Source organism: Pseudobutyrivibrio sp. UC1225 (assembly GCF_900115215.1).
GTDB lineage: Bacteria > Bacillota > Clostridia > Lachnospirales > Lachnospiraceae > Pseudobutyrivibrio.
The window spans coordinates 338,314-354,910 of sequence record NZ_FOVQ01000002.1 but is presented as its reverse complement, the minus strand read 5'-3'; the positions used below and the strand labels follow the sequence as shown (position 1 = coordinate 354,910).

18 protein-coding genes are annotated in these 16,597 nt (G+C 39.7%); 1 reads left to right on the top strand and 17 read right to left on the bottom strand.

Annotated features, from left to right (window positions below; all coding sequences use genetic code 11):
- Positions 1 to 41 precede the first annotated feature (41 nt).
- The gene (locus BMZ41_RS04495; RefSeq protein WP_090527183.1) at positions 42 to 1,442 is read left to right on the top strand and encodes a class I adenylate-forming enzyme family protein; all 1,401 of its coding nucleotides are present in this window, start codon (positions 42 to 44) and stop codon (positions 1,440 to 1,442) included.
- Between the two features lie 54 nt (positions 1,443 to 1,496).
- Here the strand turns inward: BMZ41_RS04495 and BMZ41_RS04490 are convergent, their stop codons facing one another.
- The 17 genes from BMZ41_RS04490 to BMZ41_RS04405 all read right to left on the bottom strand — a co-directional run bounded on the left by BMZ41_RS04490 (position 1,497) and on the right by BMZ41_RS04405 (position 16,521).
- The gene (locus tag BMZ41_RS04490) at positions 1,497 to 2,933 is read right to left on the bottom strand and encodes a glycoside hydrolase family 1 protein (RefSeq protein WP_090168898.1); all 1,437 of its coding nucleotides are present in this window, start codon (positions 2,931 to 2,933) and stop codon (positions 1,497 to 1,499) included.
- 69 nt (positions 2,934 to 3,002) lie between these two features.
- Positions 3,003 to 4,931, bottom strand: a complete 1,929-nt coding sequence (locus BMZ41_RS04485) for a beta-glucoside-specific PTS transporter subunit IIABC (RefSeq protein WP_090527180.1) — start codon at positions 4,929 to 4,931, stop codon at positions 3,003 to 3,005.
- Between the two features lie 169 nt (positions 4,932 to 5,100).
- Positions 5,101 to 5,934 (bottom strand): BglG family transcription antiterminator LicT, encoded by an 834-nt coding sequence (gene licT / locus BMZ41_RS04480; RefSeq protein ID WP_090168901.1) that lies wholly within the window; start codon positions 5,932 to 5,934, stop codon positions 5,101 to 5,103.
- Between the two features lie 330 nt (positions 5,935 to 6,264).
- Positions 6,265 to 6,567, bottom strand: a complete 303-nt coding sequence (locus BMZ41_RS04475) for a hypothetical protein (RefSeq protein ID WP_028246473.1) — start codon at positions 6,565 to 6,567, stop codon at positions 6,265 to 6,267.
- A gap of 10 nt (positions 6,568 to 6,577) precedes the next feature.
- On the bottom strand, positions 6,578 to 6,961 hold the full coding sequence (locus BMZ41_RS04470) for a hypothetical protein (RefSeq protein WP_090527176.1): 384 nt from the start codon (positions 6,959 to 6,961) through the stop codon (positions 6,578 to 6,580).
- Positions 6,962 to 7,424: 463 nt separating this feature from the next.
- Entirely contained in the window at positions 7,425 to 8,048 is a 624-nt protein-coding gene (locus BMZ41_RS04460) for a precorrin-2 dehydrogenase/sirohydrochlorin ferrochelatase family protein (protein ID WP_090527170.1), read from the bottom strand.
- A gap of 1 nt (position 8,049) precedes the next feature.
- Positions 8,050 to 9,555, bottom strand: a complete 1,506-nt coding sequence (gene cobA, locus BMZ41_RS04455; protein ID WP_090527167.1) for a uroporphyrinogen-III C-methyltransferase — start codon at positions 9,553 to 9,555, stop codon at positions 8,050 to 8,052.
- A 4-nt stretch (positions 9,556 to 9,559) separates the two neighbouring features.
- Entirely contained in the window at positions 9,560 to 10,465 is a 906-nt protein-coding gene (hemC, locus tag BMZ41_RS04450; protein ID WP_090527165.1) for a hydroxymethylbilane synthase, read from the bottom strand.
- A gap of 17 nt (positions 10,466 to 10,482) precedes the next feature.
- Positions 10,483 to 10,911, bottom strand: coding sequence for a M67 family metallopeptidase (locus tag BMZ41_RS04445; protein WP_036951630.1), 429 nt, complete (start codon positions 10,909 to 10,911; stop codon positions 10,483 to 10,485).
- Positions 10,908 to 11,738 carry a thiazole biosynthesis adenylyltransferase ThiF gene (thiF, locus tag BMZ41_RS04440; RefSeq protein WP_090168912.1) on the bottom strand — a complete coding sequence of 277 codons (831 nt, stop codon included), beginning with the start codon at positions 11,736 to 11,738 and terminating at the stop codon, positions 10,908 to 10,910. Before thiF ends, BMZ41_RS04445 begins: the two co-directional genes overlap by 4 nt.
- A complete protein-coding gene (thiS, locus tag BMZ41_RS04435; protein ID WP_028246461.1) occupies positions 11,738 to 11,944 on the bottom strand; it encodes a sulfur carrier protein ThiS in 207 nt (68 codons plus the stop codon). Before thiS ends, thiF begins: the two co-directional genes overlap by 1 nt.
- 20 nt (positions 11,945 to 11,964) lie before the next feature.
- Complete coding sequence (locus BMZ41_RS04430; protein ID WP_090527162.1) at positions 11,965 to 12,282, bottom strand: thioredoxin family protein; 318 nt, start codon at positions 12,280 to 12,282, stop codon at positions 11,965 to 11,967.
- The gene (locus BMZ41_RS04425; RefSeq protein WP_028246459.1) at positions 12,282 to 12,530 is read right to left on the bottom strand and encodes a sulfurtransferase TusA family protein; all 249 of its coding nucleotides are present in this window, start codon (positions 12,528 to 12,530) and stop codon (positions 12,282 to 12,284) included. Before BMZ41_RS04425 ends, BMZ41_RS04430 begins: the two co-directional genes overlap by 1 nt.
- A 1-nt stretch (position 12,531) precedes the next feature.
- Positions 12,532 to 13,404 carry a 4Fe-4S binding protein gene (locus BMZ41_RS04420; protein ID WP_090527159.1) on the bottom strand — a complete coding sequence of 291 codons (873 nt, stop codon included), beginning with the start codon at positions 13,402 to 13,404 and terminating at the stop codon, positions 12,532 to 12,534.
- Positions 13,405 to 13,406: 2 nt separating this feature from the next.
- The gene (locus BMZ41_RS04415; protein WP_090527156.1) at positions 13,407 to 14,633 is read right to left on the bottom strand and encodes an O-acetylhomoserine aminocarboxypropyltransferase/cysteine synthase family protein; all 1,227 of its coding nucleotides are present in this window, start codon (positions 14,631 to 14,633) and stop codon (positions 13,407 to 13,409) included.
- A gap of 151 nt (positions 14,634 to 14,784) precedes the next feature.
- Positions 14,785 to 15,726 carry a LysR family transcriptional regulator gene (locus BMZ41_RS04410; protein ID WP_090168918.1) on the bottom strand — a complete coding sequence of 314 codons (942 nt, stop codon included), beginning with the start codon at positions 15,724 to 15,726 and terminating at the stop codon, positions 14,785 to 14,787.
- A gap of 24 nt (positions 15,727 to 15,750) precedes the next feature.
- On the bottom strand, positions 15,751 to 16,521 hold the full coding sequence (locus BMZ41_RS04405) for a tRNA threonylcarbamoyladenosine dehydratase (RefSeq protein ID WP_090527154.1): 771 nt from the start codon (positions 16,519 to 16,521) through the stop codon (positions 15,751 to 15,753).
- Positions 16,522 to 16,597 lie beyond the last annotated feature (76 nt).

Here is a 16,597-nt window from a genome sequence, read left to right as displayed (position 1 = left end):
CCATTTTTATTTTAAGCAATACATGAGGAGACATAATTAATATGGTTAAGTTTTTAAATGAAATCAAAAAGTATGGAAGCGATACTGCTTTTCGAATTTTAGATGGTGACAAATCTTTCAATATCACCTTCGAGGATTATTATAAAAAATTAAGCAGCTGTGCTTATAATCTAAATAATTTAGTTACAGATTTAGCCCATAAAAAGATAGGTATCTACTGCAATTCTTCCTATGAATACACCTTGCTTCTTACAGCAATCATGTTCAGCAGAGCTGTTGCTGTTCCACTCAATATCCGCGAAAGCCTTGATAACCTTCAATATGAAATAGAAAATTCAGAAGTAGACTATGTGGTAGTAGATAATGATGTATTATCAGGTCTTACAAATATTAAGCTTATCAATAAGGATGAGCTTCTCAAAGACAAGGGTGGAGCTGTAGCTTTAACGGATTTCACTGAGGAGGAAAAAGAAGCTACTGCTCTTATCGTTTACACTTCTGGAACTACCGGACGACCAAAGGGTGTTGTTCTTTCAGTCGCAAATCTTTTCGGCTTTGAAAAGGCTATGTATGACGATAATGCACCTTTTGATAATTTGGAAGGACTAAAGGTTTATACCAACTTCCCTTATTTTCACATCGGTGGAATAAACGGATGGATTACACATTTTGAAAAGGGCTGCGCTACATATCTCAGCATAAATCCTGGTAATATTCTTATGGATTTAGAAAACGAACAGATAGACAGTGCTGTCGTAACACCAGCCACCTTAAATCTTTTCAAAAAGTCTGTTGCCCGAGGTCATCTTGAGCGACTTGGTGGTGCAAAGCTTCTTGTATCAGCAGGTGCCCCTGTGGATATTAATACTGTGGAGCTTCTAATGAAAAATGGAATAGGTTATGGACAATACTATGGCATGTCCGAATCCTGCGGTAATATTTCATGTAACTTTGATTGTAAGAATCATCTAAAATCAGTAGGTATGGCAGACCCTAATGTAAAGATTTCTATCATTGATGATGAGATTTGTGCTGAGGGTCCTGGAATCATGCAAGGATATCACAAAAATCCGTCAGAAACCGCAGCTACATTAATCAATGGCGTTCTTCACACTGGAGATCTTGGCTATGTGGATGAGGATGGCTACATCTATATCACCGGACGTAAGAAAAATCTTATTATCCTTTCAGGTGGAGAAAATGTCAGCCCTGAGGAGCTTGAAAAAGAGCTTTATAAATGCGATTTCATTACTGAATGTAAAGTATATGCGGAAAACGACAGAATCGCCGTTGATATATTTGCAGACGAATCTAATTCAGAGGCTATCTTAGAATATATAGCTGAATTAAATACTAAGCTTCCTATATATAAAAGAATCTATAAGAAAAATCTTTTAAATCAGCCTCTTGAGAAAACCAGTAGCGGTAAGATAAAAAGATAAATATCCCTAACACAAAAAGGACTGACACCTATGTGCCAGTCCTAATTTTATATATTATAAATTCTCACCATTTGAAGCGATAACCTGCTTATACCAATCGAAAGATTTCTTCTTTCTTCTAGCAAGTGTTCCTGTTCCATCATCATACTTCTCTACATAGATGAAACCATAACGTTTTGCCATCTCACCTGTTGATGCACTAACAAGGTCAATGCATCCCCATGGTGTATAACCCATAAGATCTACACCATCCTTTACAGCTTCTCTCATCTCTGAGATGTGCTTTCTAAGATAGTCGATTCTGTAATCGTCATTGATTGAACCATCAGCTTCGATTTCGTCTCTTGCGCCAAGTCCATTCTCAACAACCATAAGTGGAATACGATATCTGTCATAAATCTCATTAAGTACATATCTAAGTCCCTGTGGATCAATCTGCCATCCCCAGTCAGATGACTCAAGGTATGGATTCTTTCCACCCATGATAAGGTTTCCTTCACCCTCGTTGGCATCAGGATTTCCACTAATTGTGTTAGACATGTAGTAGCTGAAAGTATAGAAATCAACAGTTCCCTGTCTTAAAATCTCCTCATCCCCTGGCTCCATCTTGATAGTAACACCAAGTCTATCCCAAAGACTCTTAGAGTATGATGGGTATTCACCGCGAACCTGAACGTCTGAACAATACCAGTTAACCTCACGCATATGCTCCTGATTTGCAATAATATCTGCTGGGTTACAAGTAGCTGGATATGAAGTTACAAAGCAAATCATATTTCCCATCTTGTACTCTGGGTAATTGTCATGAGCATATTTTACAGCAAGTGCTGAAGCAACGAACTGATGATGAAGAGCCTGGAATCTCTCCTGTGGCTTATTTGGAACCTCTGTTACAGGTCCTGTGTAGCCCTTTACTGTTCCTGTAGATAAAACAGCTCCCATTGGCATTGTACCAGCGTTGATTTCGTTGAATGTGAGCCAATATTTTACTTTGCCCTGATATCTTGCAAAGATTGCCTTGCAGTAATTCATAAAGTACTCGATAAGCTCGCGGCCTTCCCAACCATTATATTTTTCTACAAGGGCATATGGAAGCTCATAATGTGAAATTGTAACAAGTGGCTCAATACCGTGCTTCTTGCAGCAATCAAACACCTTGTCATAGAATGCAAGACCTGCCTCGTTTGGCTCAGACTCCATTCCTGTAGGGAAGATTCTTGTCCAGTTGATAGATGTACGGAATACCTTAAATCCCATCTCTGCAAAGAGTGCGATATCTTCCTCATAGTGATGATAGAAATCAATTGCCTCGTGTGAAGGATAAAGTGTATCTGGCTCAATAGTAGTTGTAATTCTCTTTGGGGTTGTATGACTACCATTTGTGCACATATCTGATACTGATGCACCCTTACCATCTACATTCCATGCTCCCTCAAACTGGTTTGCGGCAACTGCGCCTCCCCATAAGAAATCTTCTCTAAATGTTCCCATTATTATTGCCTCTCTTTCATTGCGTATATCTTATTTATTAGTGGGGCCCTAAAGCCCCACCTGATTATATTAAAGTAATGTGATTAACTCATTACCACTCTCTACTGATACTGAATCTGTAGGAATGATATCTGCATACTTACCTGAGTTTGTGATTACGATAGGTGTCTCTGTAGAGTAACCAGCCTCCTTGATGAAGTCGAGATCGAACTCAAGAAGAAGATCTCCTCTCTTAACCTTGTCACCCTGCTTAGCTACAGGATTGAATCCCTTGCCCTCAAGCTGAACTGTGTCCATACCAACGTGGATAATAACTTCTGCACCCTTGTCTGTAGTAATACCGATAGCGTGACCTGTTGCGAAGAAAGCTGTGATTGTTCCATCAGCTGGAGCATATACCTTGCCTTCTACTGGAACGATTGCAATACCCTTGCCCATTGCCTCTGAAGAAAATGCTGCATCAGAAACTTCTGTTAAAGGCTTAACCTCGCCCTTTACTGGAGCTACAAGAACTTCACCGTTTCCTGAAGCATCAGAAACTACTGTCTTCTTAGCTGCTGGAGCCTCGTCCTTGTACATAATCATTGTAAGTGTAAATGAAACTGCTACTGCAACAAGAATTGAGATGATTACCCAAATCATGCTGTAAAGGCTGTTTGTGTTTGGATCAATGTAGCATGGAAGTCCGAATAAACCAAGACCACCCATTGTGTAAGACTTAACACCTGCTACTGCTGTGATGATACCACCTGCTGCACCACCGATACATGAGATAACGAATGGTGTCTTCTTTGGAAGTGTAATACCATAGATACATGGCTCAGTTACACCGAATAATCCTGAAATAAATGCTGGGATAGCGATATCCTTAAGCTTCTGATCCTTTGTCTTAAGAATCATACCAAGTACTACTGCTGACTGTGCAAATGATACGCAGAAGTATGGTGAAAGAATGAAGTCATAACCAAGTGAACCATAGTTAATCATTGCAAGTGGAACAAGACCCCAATGTAAACCGAAGATAACAAGTACCTGCCACATAGCACCAATAAGTGCACCAGCGATAATTCCACCAATAACTGGAATGTTATATAATCCGCCGAAGATAAGTGTAAGTAAATTACAAACTACTGTAGCAACTGGTCCAATTACAAGATATGTAAGTGGCATCATAATTCCAAGAACGCAAAGTGGAACGATGAATGTCTTGATTACATCTGGAATGTGCTTCTTGAAGAACTTCTCAAGCTTTGCTGCAATGTAAACAGCTAAAACAACTGGTACAACTGACTGTGTATAACCAGAAGCTGGCATGATTACTGGAATTCCAAACCAGTCTGTCATGTAATCCATGCTGAATGATGTTCCAGCAAATACTGTTCCAAGAACCTCAGCGCTCTTAAGAGCAACCATGTTTGGATATGTAAGACCTACACCAAGTGCCATACCAATGAATTCGCTACACTTGAATTTCTTAGCTGCTGTGTAACCTAAGATGATTGGTAAGAAATAGAAGAAACCATCACCAACTGCGTTCCAGATTTCATAAGCACCGCTTGTTGTTACATCAATACCGAATGAGCTGCTAGCCACGAATGACCAAACTGCAAGTAAACCTTTGATGATACCAGCTGCACATAATACTGAAAGAAGTGGCTGGAATACACCAGAAATAATATCAATAAGAGCTGCACCAGGGCTCATCTTTTCCTTTGGACCATCATCATCTACTGATGCTGCACCAGAAATTCCTGCGTGCTCACACACTACGTCGTATACATCAGGCACATGATTTCCAATAACTACCTGATACTGTCCACCAGACTGGATAACTGTTACGATTCCGTCTGTGTTCTTAAGGATATCTGTGTTTGCTTTGCTTTCATCCTTAAGCTTAAATCTAAGTCTTGTTATACAATGTGTAATACTTTTAATATTGCTCTTACCACCAACATTCTGGATGATAATGCGAGCTAAGCCATCATACTTGCTTGCCATTTTAATTTTCCTCTCTTTTTATCCCTATAATATATTTATCTTCTTCAGACCCTGCGCACTGGTCTGTCAAATTCCAATAAAAAAACCTGCACCTAGTTATAGTATCTACGTATAGACGTACTTCTATAACTAACGTACAGGTTTAGCCGACTCTAACGCCGTAACTATCCTAAGCTTTTGCTCTTTCTGTTATTCTAGAGATATGAACTGTGAGATATAACATCTCTTCGTCTGTAATCTCCTGTGGATATTTTGCTTCCATATAGCTTTTAATGCGCTGTGCGCATTTGTAAGCATCTGGAAATCTTCTTTTTATACTTTCATATAACTCTTCGTCCTGAGGCTCGTAGTAAGCACTACGCTCTGCTCTCTGTAAAAAGTATTTCAGATGAGTGATGAATCTTTCATATGAGAAAGTTCCTTCATCTAACTCTGAGTTATATGTGAATTTAACGATGCTAACTATATCATCAATAATTTCTGGAGCTTCCATGGTGTGATGCATGTTACCATCTAACTCCGCATTTACGATGTGCAGCGCAAAGAACCCTGCCTCATCCTCTGGAAGAACAACTCCCAGCTTATCCTTGATAATATCAAGTGCATGTAAGCCCATGCAATACTCTGTCTTGTAGTAGTTCTTAATCTCCCAAAGAAGCTTATTCTTAAGAACTGTCCCTGTTTTGCTTCGCTCAATAGCAAAGCCAAGGTGATCTGTAAGAGTGATATATATATTATTGCAAAGTCGCTTACCAAGGTTATTAGAAGCATAGGTGATAATTTCATCAGCCACCTGAATCTGCTCATATGGCATTTCAGATACCAGCTTCATAAACTGCTCACTTGACTTTTCCATAACGAAAGTTTTTTCTATTTTACTTTCGTCCAACTGATCTCCGCTCTTCTTTTGAAAGCAAAGACCACAGCCTGTATAAACTATTTCGTTTCCCTTGTCATCAATCGCCAAGGCCGCATTATTATTTAAAATCTTTTTAATCTTCATTCCTGATGGTTCTCTCTACAATTTTAAAATAAAAAAAATGACCGAATCAGCCCCTCACACATGTATCATCTCGAATAAGATAATACCATAATCACGAATGATTATAAATAAATTGGGCGATTCAGTCTTGCCTGCCTTGCAGTAACAATCCGAACTTGTTTTGTTTACAAGAAATACTTTACAGTTAATTCCTGTTTTTGTAAATACCTCATATACAATTTCGACGTTTTCGTTAATTTAAGTTTGGCTATTTTGTATATGTTTCACAAAAACTTCACATTTTAAACACAAATTAAAAGCTCAGAGCTAAATACCCTGAGCCAATTTATACTATGAAATAGACTTTCTAACTACACCCTTTGGGTCCTTGATAAGCAAATACACTACCCAAATGATAAGTGCAAATGCAATAACAGAAAATCCGAGGAAGCTATCATTAATCATATCCTCTACTGCAGGTGCAAAATAATCTGCACCAAGCTCTGTGTACTCTGCAATAGCATCTACAAACCACATAAGTGATGCTCCCCAGAACATAAACATCAAAACATGAAGCTGCATGTCATTATTCTTTCTGTTGTACCAGAGAATAGTTGTTACAATTGCAGCGAATACTGTCAACAATAATGTCATGGCGCACCTCCTAGTTTGAAGCCTTTGCGCTTGATACTGGACGCTTAACGATAACGTCAGCAGCTACGCAAATTCCAACCCAAACCGCAGTAACTAATACTGCCATACCAACACCTACTGTACCCATCTCATGAAGCATCTCTGCCTTGTCTGCTGGGTTTTCCATAGCTGTAAGGAATGGGAAGAAAGGCTTTACCTCTCCATGCCATACATGCTCGTATGCTAAAAGAACTGAACCACCCCAAAGAAGGTTTGTAAGCCACTTTAACTTACGCGAAAATGGAATACCATTCTTAGGTGTAGCTGTTCCTTCCTTAATCTCCTTTTTATCAATTACTTTCTTAACTATAGTTGTAACTACAGCCTCGCCAGCTGGCACTGTAAAACAAGCCATGTCTGTACCTCCTTAATATTTAAAACTCCAATTAGAAGTATAACAAGAAGGCTAGTATATTTGGAAGTAAAATATGACCTTTGGACATTCATAAAAAGAGTTTTGCCATTCCGTTCTAGAATAGCACAGCTCTTTTCTTATCAAAATTTGGGGAATAATTGATAAACACTATCCTAGGAGCAGTATTGGCTGTATATTAATTGAGTTGCACTGCCTTTGAGGCAGTGACGGTGGGATTTTATTTCATTTGCACTGCCCCAGAGGCAGTATTGGCGGGTTTTTATTTCATTTGCACTGCCCCAGAAGCAGTGGTGGAAGATTCTCGATTGATTTCCACTGCTCTACAAGCAGTGGCGGCGGTTTTTTATTTCGTTTGCACTGTCCCAGTGGCAGTGGTGGCGGATTTTCAATTCATATGCACTGCTCTAAAAGCCATTTTTATAAAAAGAGTTTGACCTTTCAGTCAAACTCTTTCCTTTATAATTACTTTTATCTCTTCTTCTGTAGGTAAATTATCATTATCCAAAGAATATTTAAGGATGCTTTGAAAAACTTCTTTTCTTTCAGCTTCATTAGGAAGTACGTCTATTACCTGTGCTCTCCACTGCCCCATAAGCTCATTTATTTTTCCAAGCTTAGGCGTAAGGACCTCCTTCTCTTTATCTCGTAGAAACTGGGTGAGCACTGGACTCTTTCCACTACTGGAAAATGCTCCTACAAGGTCCCCCTCTTTCACATATGATGAAAAAATAAAGGAACATTTTTCCTGATCGTCAACAACGTTTACTGGGATGTTGGCCTCATTGCATTTTTCAGATACAAAACTGTTAAAATCATTGTCATCTGTAGCGACTACAACAAGCTTTCTCCCCTTTAAATCAGAGTCTTCAAACTGACGCTCTTCTATTTGTAAATTATTATTCTTACCAGCGATTTCTCTAATCTTTGAAGATACTTCCCTGGCAATAACAGTGACTCTGGCATCAAAATCCAAAAGGACTTTCACCTTTCTGTATGCCACCTGTCCGCCGCCGATGATTAGGCAGTCGCTGTCTGTTAAGTCTATAAACATTGGAAAATATGCCATATTAGTACCTCAATATATTTATTATTCCATCATAAGAAGCATCCACAGCCTCCGTCACATCATTCACGCCCTGACCTTTTAAAACAGCTGTACAGCTTGGTCCGATAGAGAATACCTTGTCAGGTAAAGTTATCCCTGCCACTGCCTTTGCGTTGCTTCCGCTTGTAAAAATAGCACCATCGCATTTACGAATTTCATCCTTAAGCTCATCAGAAATTGTAAGCTCATTTTGTACATTCTCGTAGCAGATTATCTTGTTCAATAAATAATCATCACCCAAAGTCTTTTCAAATTCTGGTGACTGGACTTTTCCACAAAGCCAGTTTATAGCAACACCTTCGCTAACATTTTTCTTAAGTAATTCTGCAAGTTCTGCACCTGTCTGCTTTTCAGGAATTAAATCAGCTACAATGCCAAACTCTCGTAATATAGCTGCTGTCTTTTCTCCTACAACAGCAAATCTAAAGTTTGATACCGCCCTAATATCTCTTCCCTGCTTTTCAAAAAGATTCCAGAAGAAAGAGCGGACTCCATTACCACTGGTAAATACGATATAGTCTCCCGTGGTGGCTGATTCCAAAAATCCTAAATCACACTCAACTGGCTTAATCTTACCTGTGACAACTGTAACAACCTCAGCACCATCTTTCTCAAGTCTTTCTTCAAGCTCGTTGTATAAAATCTCTGTAATCCCTGTTTCAAGTTTATAATTAAAGCTTTGAATCTTTGGAAGGAAAAATCTCTTACCAAAGAAAGGACGTTTCTCAAAGAAGTCTAATTCATCTGCAAGCCCTACTACTTTTCCAACCACAATAATTGATGGTGATTCAAGACCTGCTTCATTAACAAAACTATCTATATTTGAAAGTGTTCCTACCACCTTGCGCTGATGATTTGTGGTTCCATTTGAAACAACAGCAACCTTTGTATCAGCTGCTCTTCCAGCGTTAATCAAGCCCCTTGCTATCTCTCCCACATGAGCAAGTCCCATAAGGAAAACAAGTGTGACATCTTCATCCATAAGCTGGGTAAAATCGATGTTAGTAGGCTCATCCTTTCGACTGTGGGCTGTGATAACCTGAAATCCCTTAGCCAATCCTCTATGTGTAATAGGAATACCAGCATCTGCAAGTGCAGCAATAGATGAACTGACTCCTGGCACTATCTCCACAGGAATATCTCTTTCCTTTAAATAAAGAGCCTCTTCTCCACCTCGACCAAATACATAAGGATCACCACCCTTTAGTCGAACTACAAAGTCATACTCCTTAGCCTTTTCATATAAAAGCTCGTTGATTTTATCCTGTGGCAAAGTATGATGATGATTGGCTTTACCCACAAAAATCATTTCGCACTTTGAGCTGGCAAGCTCTAGCATCTTTTTATTGCAAAGTCTGTCATATATGATGCAATCAGCTTTTCTTAAATATTCTTTTCCTTTTAAAGTGAGCAGATCCAAATCTCCTGGACCTGCTCCAATTAATGCTACTCTTCCGTATTTATTCATTACATTATTCACCTAGCTGTGCCTTTATTTCAGCAACAGCTTTATCTATCAATTCCTGGTTGGCATCTTTGCCCCTTACCACTGTAGTAGCAAGCTTGCTTCCCGATTCATCACCAAATAAAGCTCTTAAGGTATAACCTTCTTCGTTCTTTGAAGCATATGCTCCCACCGGCAAATGACAATCTCCACCAATAGCTTTTAAAAAGCCTCTCTCCAAAAATGTAATCTCTTTTGTCTCTTCATCTGCCAACGTATTTACGATATTTAAAAGCTCAGTATTTTCCTCTGCTATCTCAATAGCAAGTGTACCCTGTGCAGGAGCTGGAAGCATATCCTCCACATCTAAATACTGAGAAATGTTTCCTTCCAATCCGAGTCTTCTCACGCCGGCTGCAGCAAGGATAATTCCATCAAGTCTCTCCTTACAGGGATTTTCCTCATAAAGCTTTCTAATTCTGGAATCTATATTTCCTCTGATAGGACAAATATTAATATCTGGTCTAAGCTTTAACAGCTGGTATGAGCGTCTCTTACTTCCTGTGGCAATATTTGCCCCAAGTGGAAGCTCCTCCAAAGATGAAGCCGTTCTAAGAATCAATACATCTCTGGCATCCTCTCTTTTCCAGGAATCAGCAAATACCAGTCCCTCCTTTGGAGTGTCAGGCATGTCCTTCATGGAATGAACCGCCATCTGTATATCACCAGCTAATAAAGCATTTTCTATCTCATCTACAAAAAGTCCCTTGGAACCAATTGCATCCAAGGGCTTTGATAAATCGATGTCGCCTTTAGTAGTAATAACCTCTATTTCATATTCATTTTCAGGGAAAGCTGCCTTAAGCCTGTCCACTACATAATTTGTCTGCGCTAAAGCAAGCTTTGAACCTCGGGTTCCTACTCTAATTTTCATGAAATCTCCTATGGCAATTAATAATAATATTCTTCCGAAATGATTCTCAAATCCTCTTTTGTCACTTCGCCATTTTCAATGTGAAAGCTGTTAAAAACAGCTTCTTTAGACATCAATGATAATATCATATAACTTGCCTTTGAATCAAAAGCTAATTTGATGTCTTCAACAGATGGTCTTGATGGCGACTCAGGATGAGAATGCCAGTTTCCTAGAGGCTTTAAACCTAATGAGCGCATGTCCTTTATTGCCTCCATCTGCTCTCTTGGATCAAGAGTAAAGTGATCATTAGCATGATCAATATTTTCCAAAAAATATACTTTTTTGATTAGTCTTTCACCATCCTCCTCGGTGCCTGCGATAAGACCGCAGGCCTCCTCTGGAAGATGTTCTCTGGCATAGGCTGCCAGCTCATCGTATAATTTGTAGTCAATTCTTATTATCATCTTGCTGCCTCAAAGCGTCCTGCAGTTTCCTCACAAACCTCCTGCTCATAATCAATAAGCTCTGTGATTGTAGGATTCTTGCCACATACTGGACATGTGCTGGTGTCGTGTGGAAGCTTAATTTTTCTGAATTCCTGATTTACTGCATCATATGTAAGAAGCTTTCCTGTGAGAAGCTCACCAACTCCTACAATGTACTTAATAGCCTCCATTGCCTGAAGTGAACCGATAACACCACCCATTGCACCGATTACACCAGCCTGCTTACATGTAGGCACTGCATCCTTTGGTGGTGGGTTCTTAAATACGCATCTGTAACATGGACCTTCCCCAGGAACATAAGTCATAAGCTGTCCCTTGAAGCGAATGATACCAGCGTGAGAAAATGGTTTCTTCTCCATTACGCATGCATCATTAATAAGGAACTTAGCTGGGAAATTATCTGTTCCATCAATTACAAAATCGTATTCACGAATTATCTCTCTTATATTTGTAGAATCCACAAACTTGTGGTAAGTCTTTACCTCCACATCTGGATTCATTGCATTCATTGTCTCTTTAGCAGACTTAACCTTAGGTTTTCCAATGTCCGCTGTAGCATGAATTATTTGACGCTGAAGATTTGATAAATCAACCTCATCCGCATCTACGATACCAATTGTACCAACGCCTGCTGCTGCCAAATACATAGCTGCTGGAGCACCAAGTCCGCCAGCACCAATGATAAGGACCTTTGCATTAAGAAGCTTCTTCTGTCCCTTAGCTCCTACCTCCTTAAGAATGATGTGACGGCTATAGCGTTCAATCTGCTGATCTGTCATAGCCATTACTGTCCACCTCCCATGAAGTAAAGGAACTCCACTGAATCACCTTCATTTAAAACTGTTGTAGCTTTATTCTCTGTAAGAATAAACTCATCATTAATAGATACTGTTACATACTCTGGTGTCTCTACATTCTCTGCTTCAATAAGCTCAGGAAGTGTAAGTCCATCCTTGTATTCCTTTTTCTCTCCTGCTACTGTAATTGTCATTTTTCCATTCTCCTTTACTACTAAATTAGACCATCAATCCAGTCAGTTAACTCGTCATAATCCTTGGCACCAATCTGTCGATCAACAGCTTCGCCATTCTTAAAAAAAATCAATGTAGGATTACTTAAAATCTCATATTCCTGAACAAGCTTTGTGTCATAGCCTGTATTTACCTTGAATACACTTACCTTGCCCTCGTAATCTTCCTCCAAATCACAAAGTGTAGGAGCAAGCTTTTTGCAGGCAATGCATGAATCAGAGTAAAAATCTACTAGCACTGGAACAGGACTATCTAAAACCTTTGCCTGAAAATCATCAGCGTAAATTCTCTCTGCCATTATTCCTCTACCTTTCTCACATAAAGTGTATATGTGCCATCGCCATTGTCATCAAGCTTAAGTACCTGATGGCCATCCTCTTTAAATGAACGAGGTACGTTCTGTACTGGCTCACCATCATTAAGGCGAATTGCCAAAACCTCACCATCATCAAGCTCTTCGATTGCAACTTTTGCAGTTACAAAAGTCAAAGGGCAAACCTTATCAGTGATATCAATCTTCTCATCAAATTCAATTACATCTGCCATTTTAGTTACCTCCTTCGTATGCTTTATTTACAACTTTTCTTAATCCCTCATCTCCAAGTCTCTGAAGTGTTGCGCGGAAGCGCTCACTTGGATTTGCGTTAGCCTCGAAGTATTCGATAGCTGCATCTGTTACTCTAAAAAGTGTCTCCTTATCACGGATGATTGGGACAAGCTCCTCGGCTTTGTAAATCTTATTTCCAAAGGTTCCACCGAAGGATACGATATATCCTGGGGTGCCTTCCCATGCATCAGTAGGACAGCTCTTTACACATCGTGCACAGTTGTTACACTTTGTTCTGTCAATTTCTACCTTGCCATCTGTCATTGTAAGAGCTTTTTCTCTACAAGCCTTTACGCAGACACCGCATGAAATACATGCATCCTCTTTATACTCAACTGTCATACCGCCCTTAATTCCGACATCGTTTTCCTCCGCCTTAAGGCAGTTGTTCTGACATCCAGTTACACCAAACTTAAACTTGTGTGGAAGCTCTCTACCGAAATATCTTGCGTCAAGTTCCTTTGCAAGAGTGTATGTATCAATACATCCACTAGGACAAATCTCTGAACCCTGACAAGCTGTGATAGTACGTACTCTAGGTCCGCATACACCGGTACCAACTCCGCCTTCCTTAAGTTCATCCTTTACCTTCTGAAGATCATTTACATGGATAAATGGAATCTCAATTCCCTGACGAGATGTCATATGAACATATCCATGACCATATTTCTCTGCTACCTCAGCAACAGTCTTGATTGCCTTTGCATCAAGGTTGCCTCCGATAACCTGTAATCTGAGGGAACCATATCCCTTTTGTACCTGCTTCATGAAGCCGCCAGCCTTCAGAGCTTTGTAATCAATTGCTTCTGCCATCATTATTCTCCTTTTAATGCATTTCTAAAATCTTCTATCAAATCATCAACGTCTTCGATTCCTACGGATATACGAATTAAATCATCGTACACACCTGCATCTTCCAGCTCCTGTGGAGTACTGTGAAGTGAAATCGTTGACATAGGATGAACCACCAATGTTTTTGTATCTCCTATATTGGAAAGGATGTATGGAATGGTGAGCTTGTTCATTACCTCAAAGGCTCTTTCCTTTGACCCCACTCTAATAGTAAGAATCGCTCCATATCCATTCTTCAATTGTCCTTCTGCTATATCATGCCATTTGCTGGACTTTAGTCCCGGGTAATTTACTGTGATGTCTGGATATGTTTCCTCAAGCCATGTTGCAAGAGCTAAGGCATTGCTGCATTGTCTATCCATTCTAAGACCAAGTGTCTCCAGTCCAATCACATTCAGATATGCGTTGAATGGTGACAGGCATGTACCCATATTTCTGAATAAACCGCTACGCATCTTTGCTATATATGCCATAGGGCCAAACTTTACATATTCTCCAAGTACTGGATATTTTTCCCTTGTCCATTTGAAATGCCCGCTGTCTGTTAATACACCGCTGATTGAATTGCTGCTTCCATTTATATATTTTGAAGAAGAATTCACTACTATGTCAGCACCAAGCTCAATTGCTTTTATTAAATAAGGAGTAGCTGTTGTATTATCAACAATAAGTGGAACTCCGTGTGAGTGAGCGATTTCTGCAAGTTTTTTGATGTCTGTTACGTCCAAACAGGGATTGCCGATGGTCTCTGCAAATACCACCTTGGTACGTTCATTGAAAGCAGCTTCTATTTGCTCTAGGTCGTTGTTTCGCACATAATTTGTTTTTATTCCAAATGCTTCTATGTCACGGAACAAATCAATTGTTCCGCCATAAAGACTGGCACTTGAAATTATTTCATCTCCAGCCTGTAAAATATTCAGCAAAGCATTTGATAAAGCTGCCATCCCTGAAGAACAGGCAACTGATCCTATTCCCCCCTCAAGCTTTGTAATCCTGTTTTCAAAAGCTGTGATAGTAGGATTTGCAACTCTGGTGTAACAATAGCCCATCTTCTTATTCTCGAAGATTCCTGCCAAATCCTCTGCAGTTTCCTGATCAAAGGCACTACTTTGATATATAGGAGGAAGTGTTGCTCCGTTTGTCTCTCTTGTTACTCCTTCATGGAGTAATCTAGTATTAAATCTCATACAGGCGTTCTCCCTTTTATTACTCTAATAACCAATTACCTACTAGGTTGATAGGATATTATCAAATAAAAAGAACCAGGTCAATAAACCTGGTTCAACATTAATCTTATAGCTAGTTATTAATGAAATTTATAGCAACGTATTTACGATATTATTCCTCATAAATTACCGATTTATCTATCTGATCAAGAGCTTTCTCCATCTCCTCCAGATACTGCTCCCCTATCTTACTCATAACAGCATTTTTCTTTGTGATATATCCGATTTCCATAACACTGTTTGGATTCTCTTCATCTCCACGGAATGGAACAACAATATAGCCATCACCATTGTAATCACCGTAAATGATACCAGAGCATAACGTATATCCGTTAAGAGCCTTAACAAGATTAAGCATGGTAGAACGGTCTGTAACACGAAGTGTCTTAGGATAGAAATTCTCGCTAAGGATTTCCTCTGCAAGGAACTCACTGTTGTCACCCTGCTCGAAGAACATACATGGGTAATCTTCCAAATCCTCCATGGTAATATATTCTTGATTTGCAAGAGGATGATCCTTCCACAGGTAAACAAAAGCCTTACATTTTATAAGGGGATGGAACTCCAGGGCATGCTCAGTGAATAGTCTATTCATAGCCTTGCGGTTGAGCTCGTTGATATAAAGGACTCCTATCTCACTCTTAAGTGTGCTGACATCCTTAATGATGTCCATGGTGGTAGTCTCGCGAAGAGCGAAATCGAACTCGTTCATATCATATTGCTTTGCCATATCAACAAAAGCACGTACGGCAAAGGTGTAATGCTGTGTGGAAACACCGAACTTTCTCTTGTAATTTCCTTCTCCGCTGTACTTCTGCATAACAATATCGTATTGACGATAAAAGCCCCTGATATCCTCAAGAAACTCTGCTCCCTCTGGGGTGACAATTACGCCCTTGTTTGTTCGCATGAAAATGGTAATTCCGACCTCATTTTCAAGCTCCTGAATGGCGCTTGTAAGTGTAGGCTGAACAATATAAAGCTTTTCAGCTGCCTTATTCATTGAACCGCATTCCTGAATTGTTAGTGCATATAAAACCTGCTGAAGTGTCATTTTCTTCTCCCTTTACTTCTAAATTTATAAACCTCTACCAAAACCGTCAGATAAATCTTTTATAACCTCGCTGGCAAGCACAAGCCCTGCCACAGCAGGTGTAAATGCAATAGAACCTGGAATGTCCCTGCGCTCTGTACATTTATGCTCTGCACCTGGTGGACAGATACAATTTGTCCTACAGCTGATAGCCATATCCTCTATTGGACGTGTAGGCTTCTCGTCTGAGAATACAACCTTGAGATTCTTAACACCGCGCTTTTTCATCTCACGACGCATAACCTTTGCCAGAGGACACATGGTAGTCTTGTAAATATCAGCCACCTTGAAACGGCTAGGATCAAGCTTATTACCTGCGCCCATGCAACTGATAACAGGAACATCATCCTGCTTACATCTCATAATAATCTCAATCTTTGCTGTGACAGTATCAACAGCATCTACAACATAATCATATGATTTAAAATCAAAATCATCAGCATTCTCAGGAAGGAAGAAGCACTTGTGAACAGTGATATCAGCCTTTGGGTTGATATCAAGCATACGCTCCTTCATAACATCAACCTTATGCTTTCCTACTGTAGAACGGGTAGCTATAATCTGACGATTGAGGTTTGTGAGACAAACCTTATCATCATCAATCAAATCAAAATGGCCAACGCCTGTACGAACCAAGGCCTCACACACATATCCGCCAACTCCACCTATACCAAAGATGGCAACTCTCTTATTCTGTAACTGCTCCATGGCATCCTTACCAAGAAGCAATTCTGTTCTCGAAAACTGATTTAACATAAATACCTCTAAACATATGAATAAAGCAGATGATATTCACCATCTGCTTATTCTCCTACTAACTCACTAGGTTTTA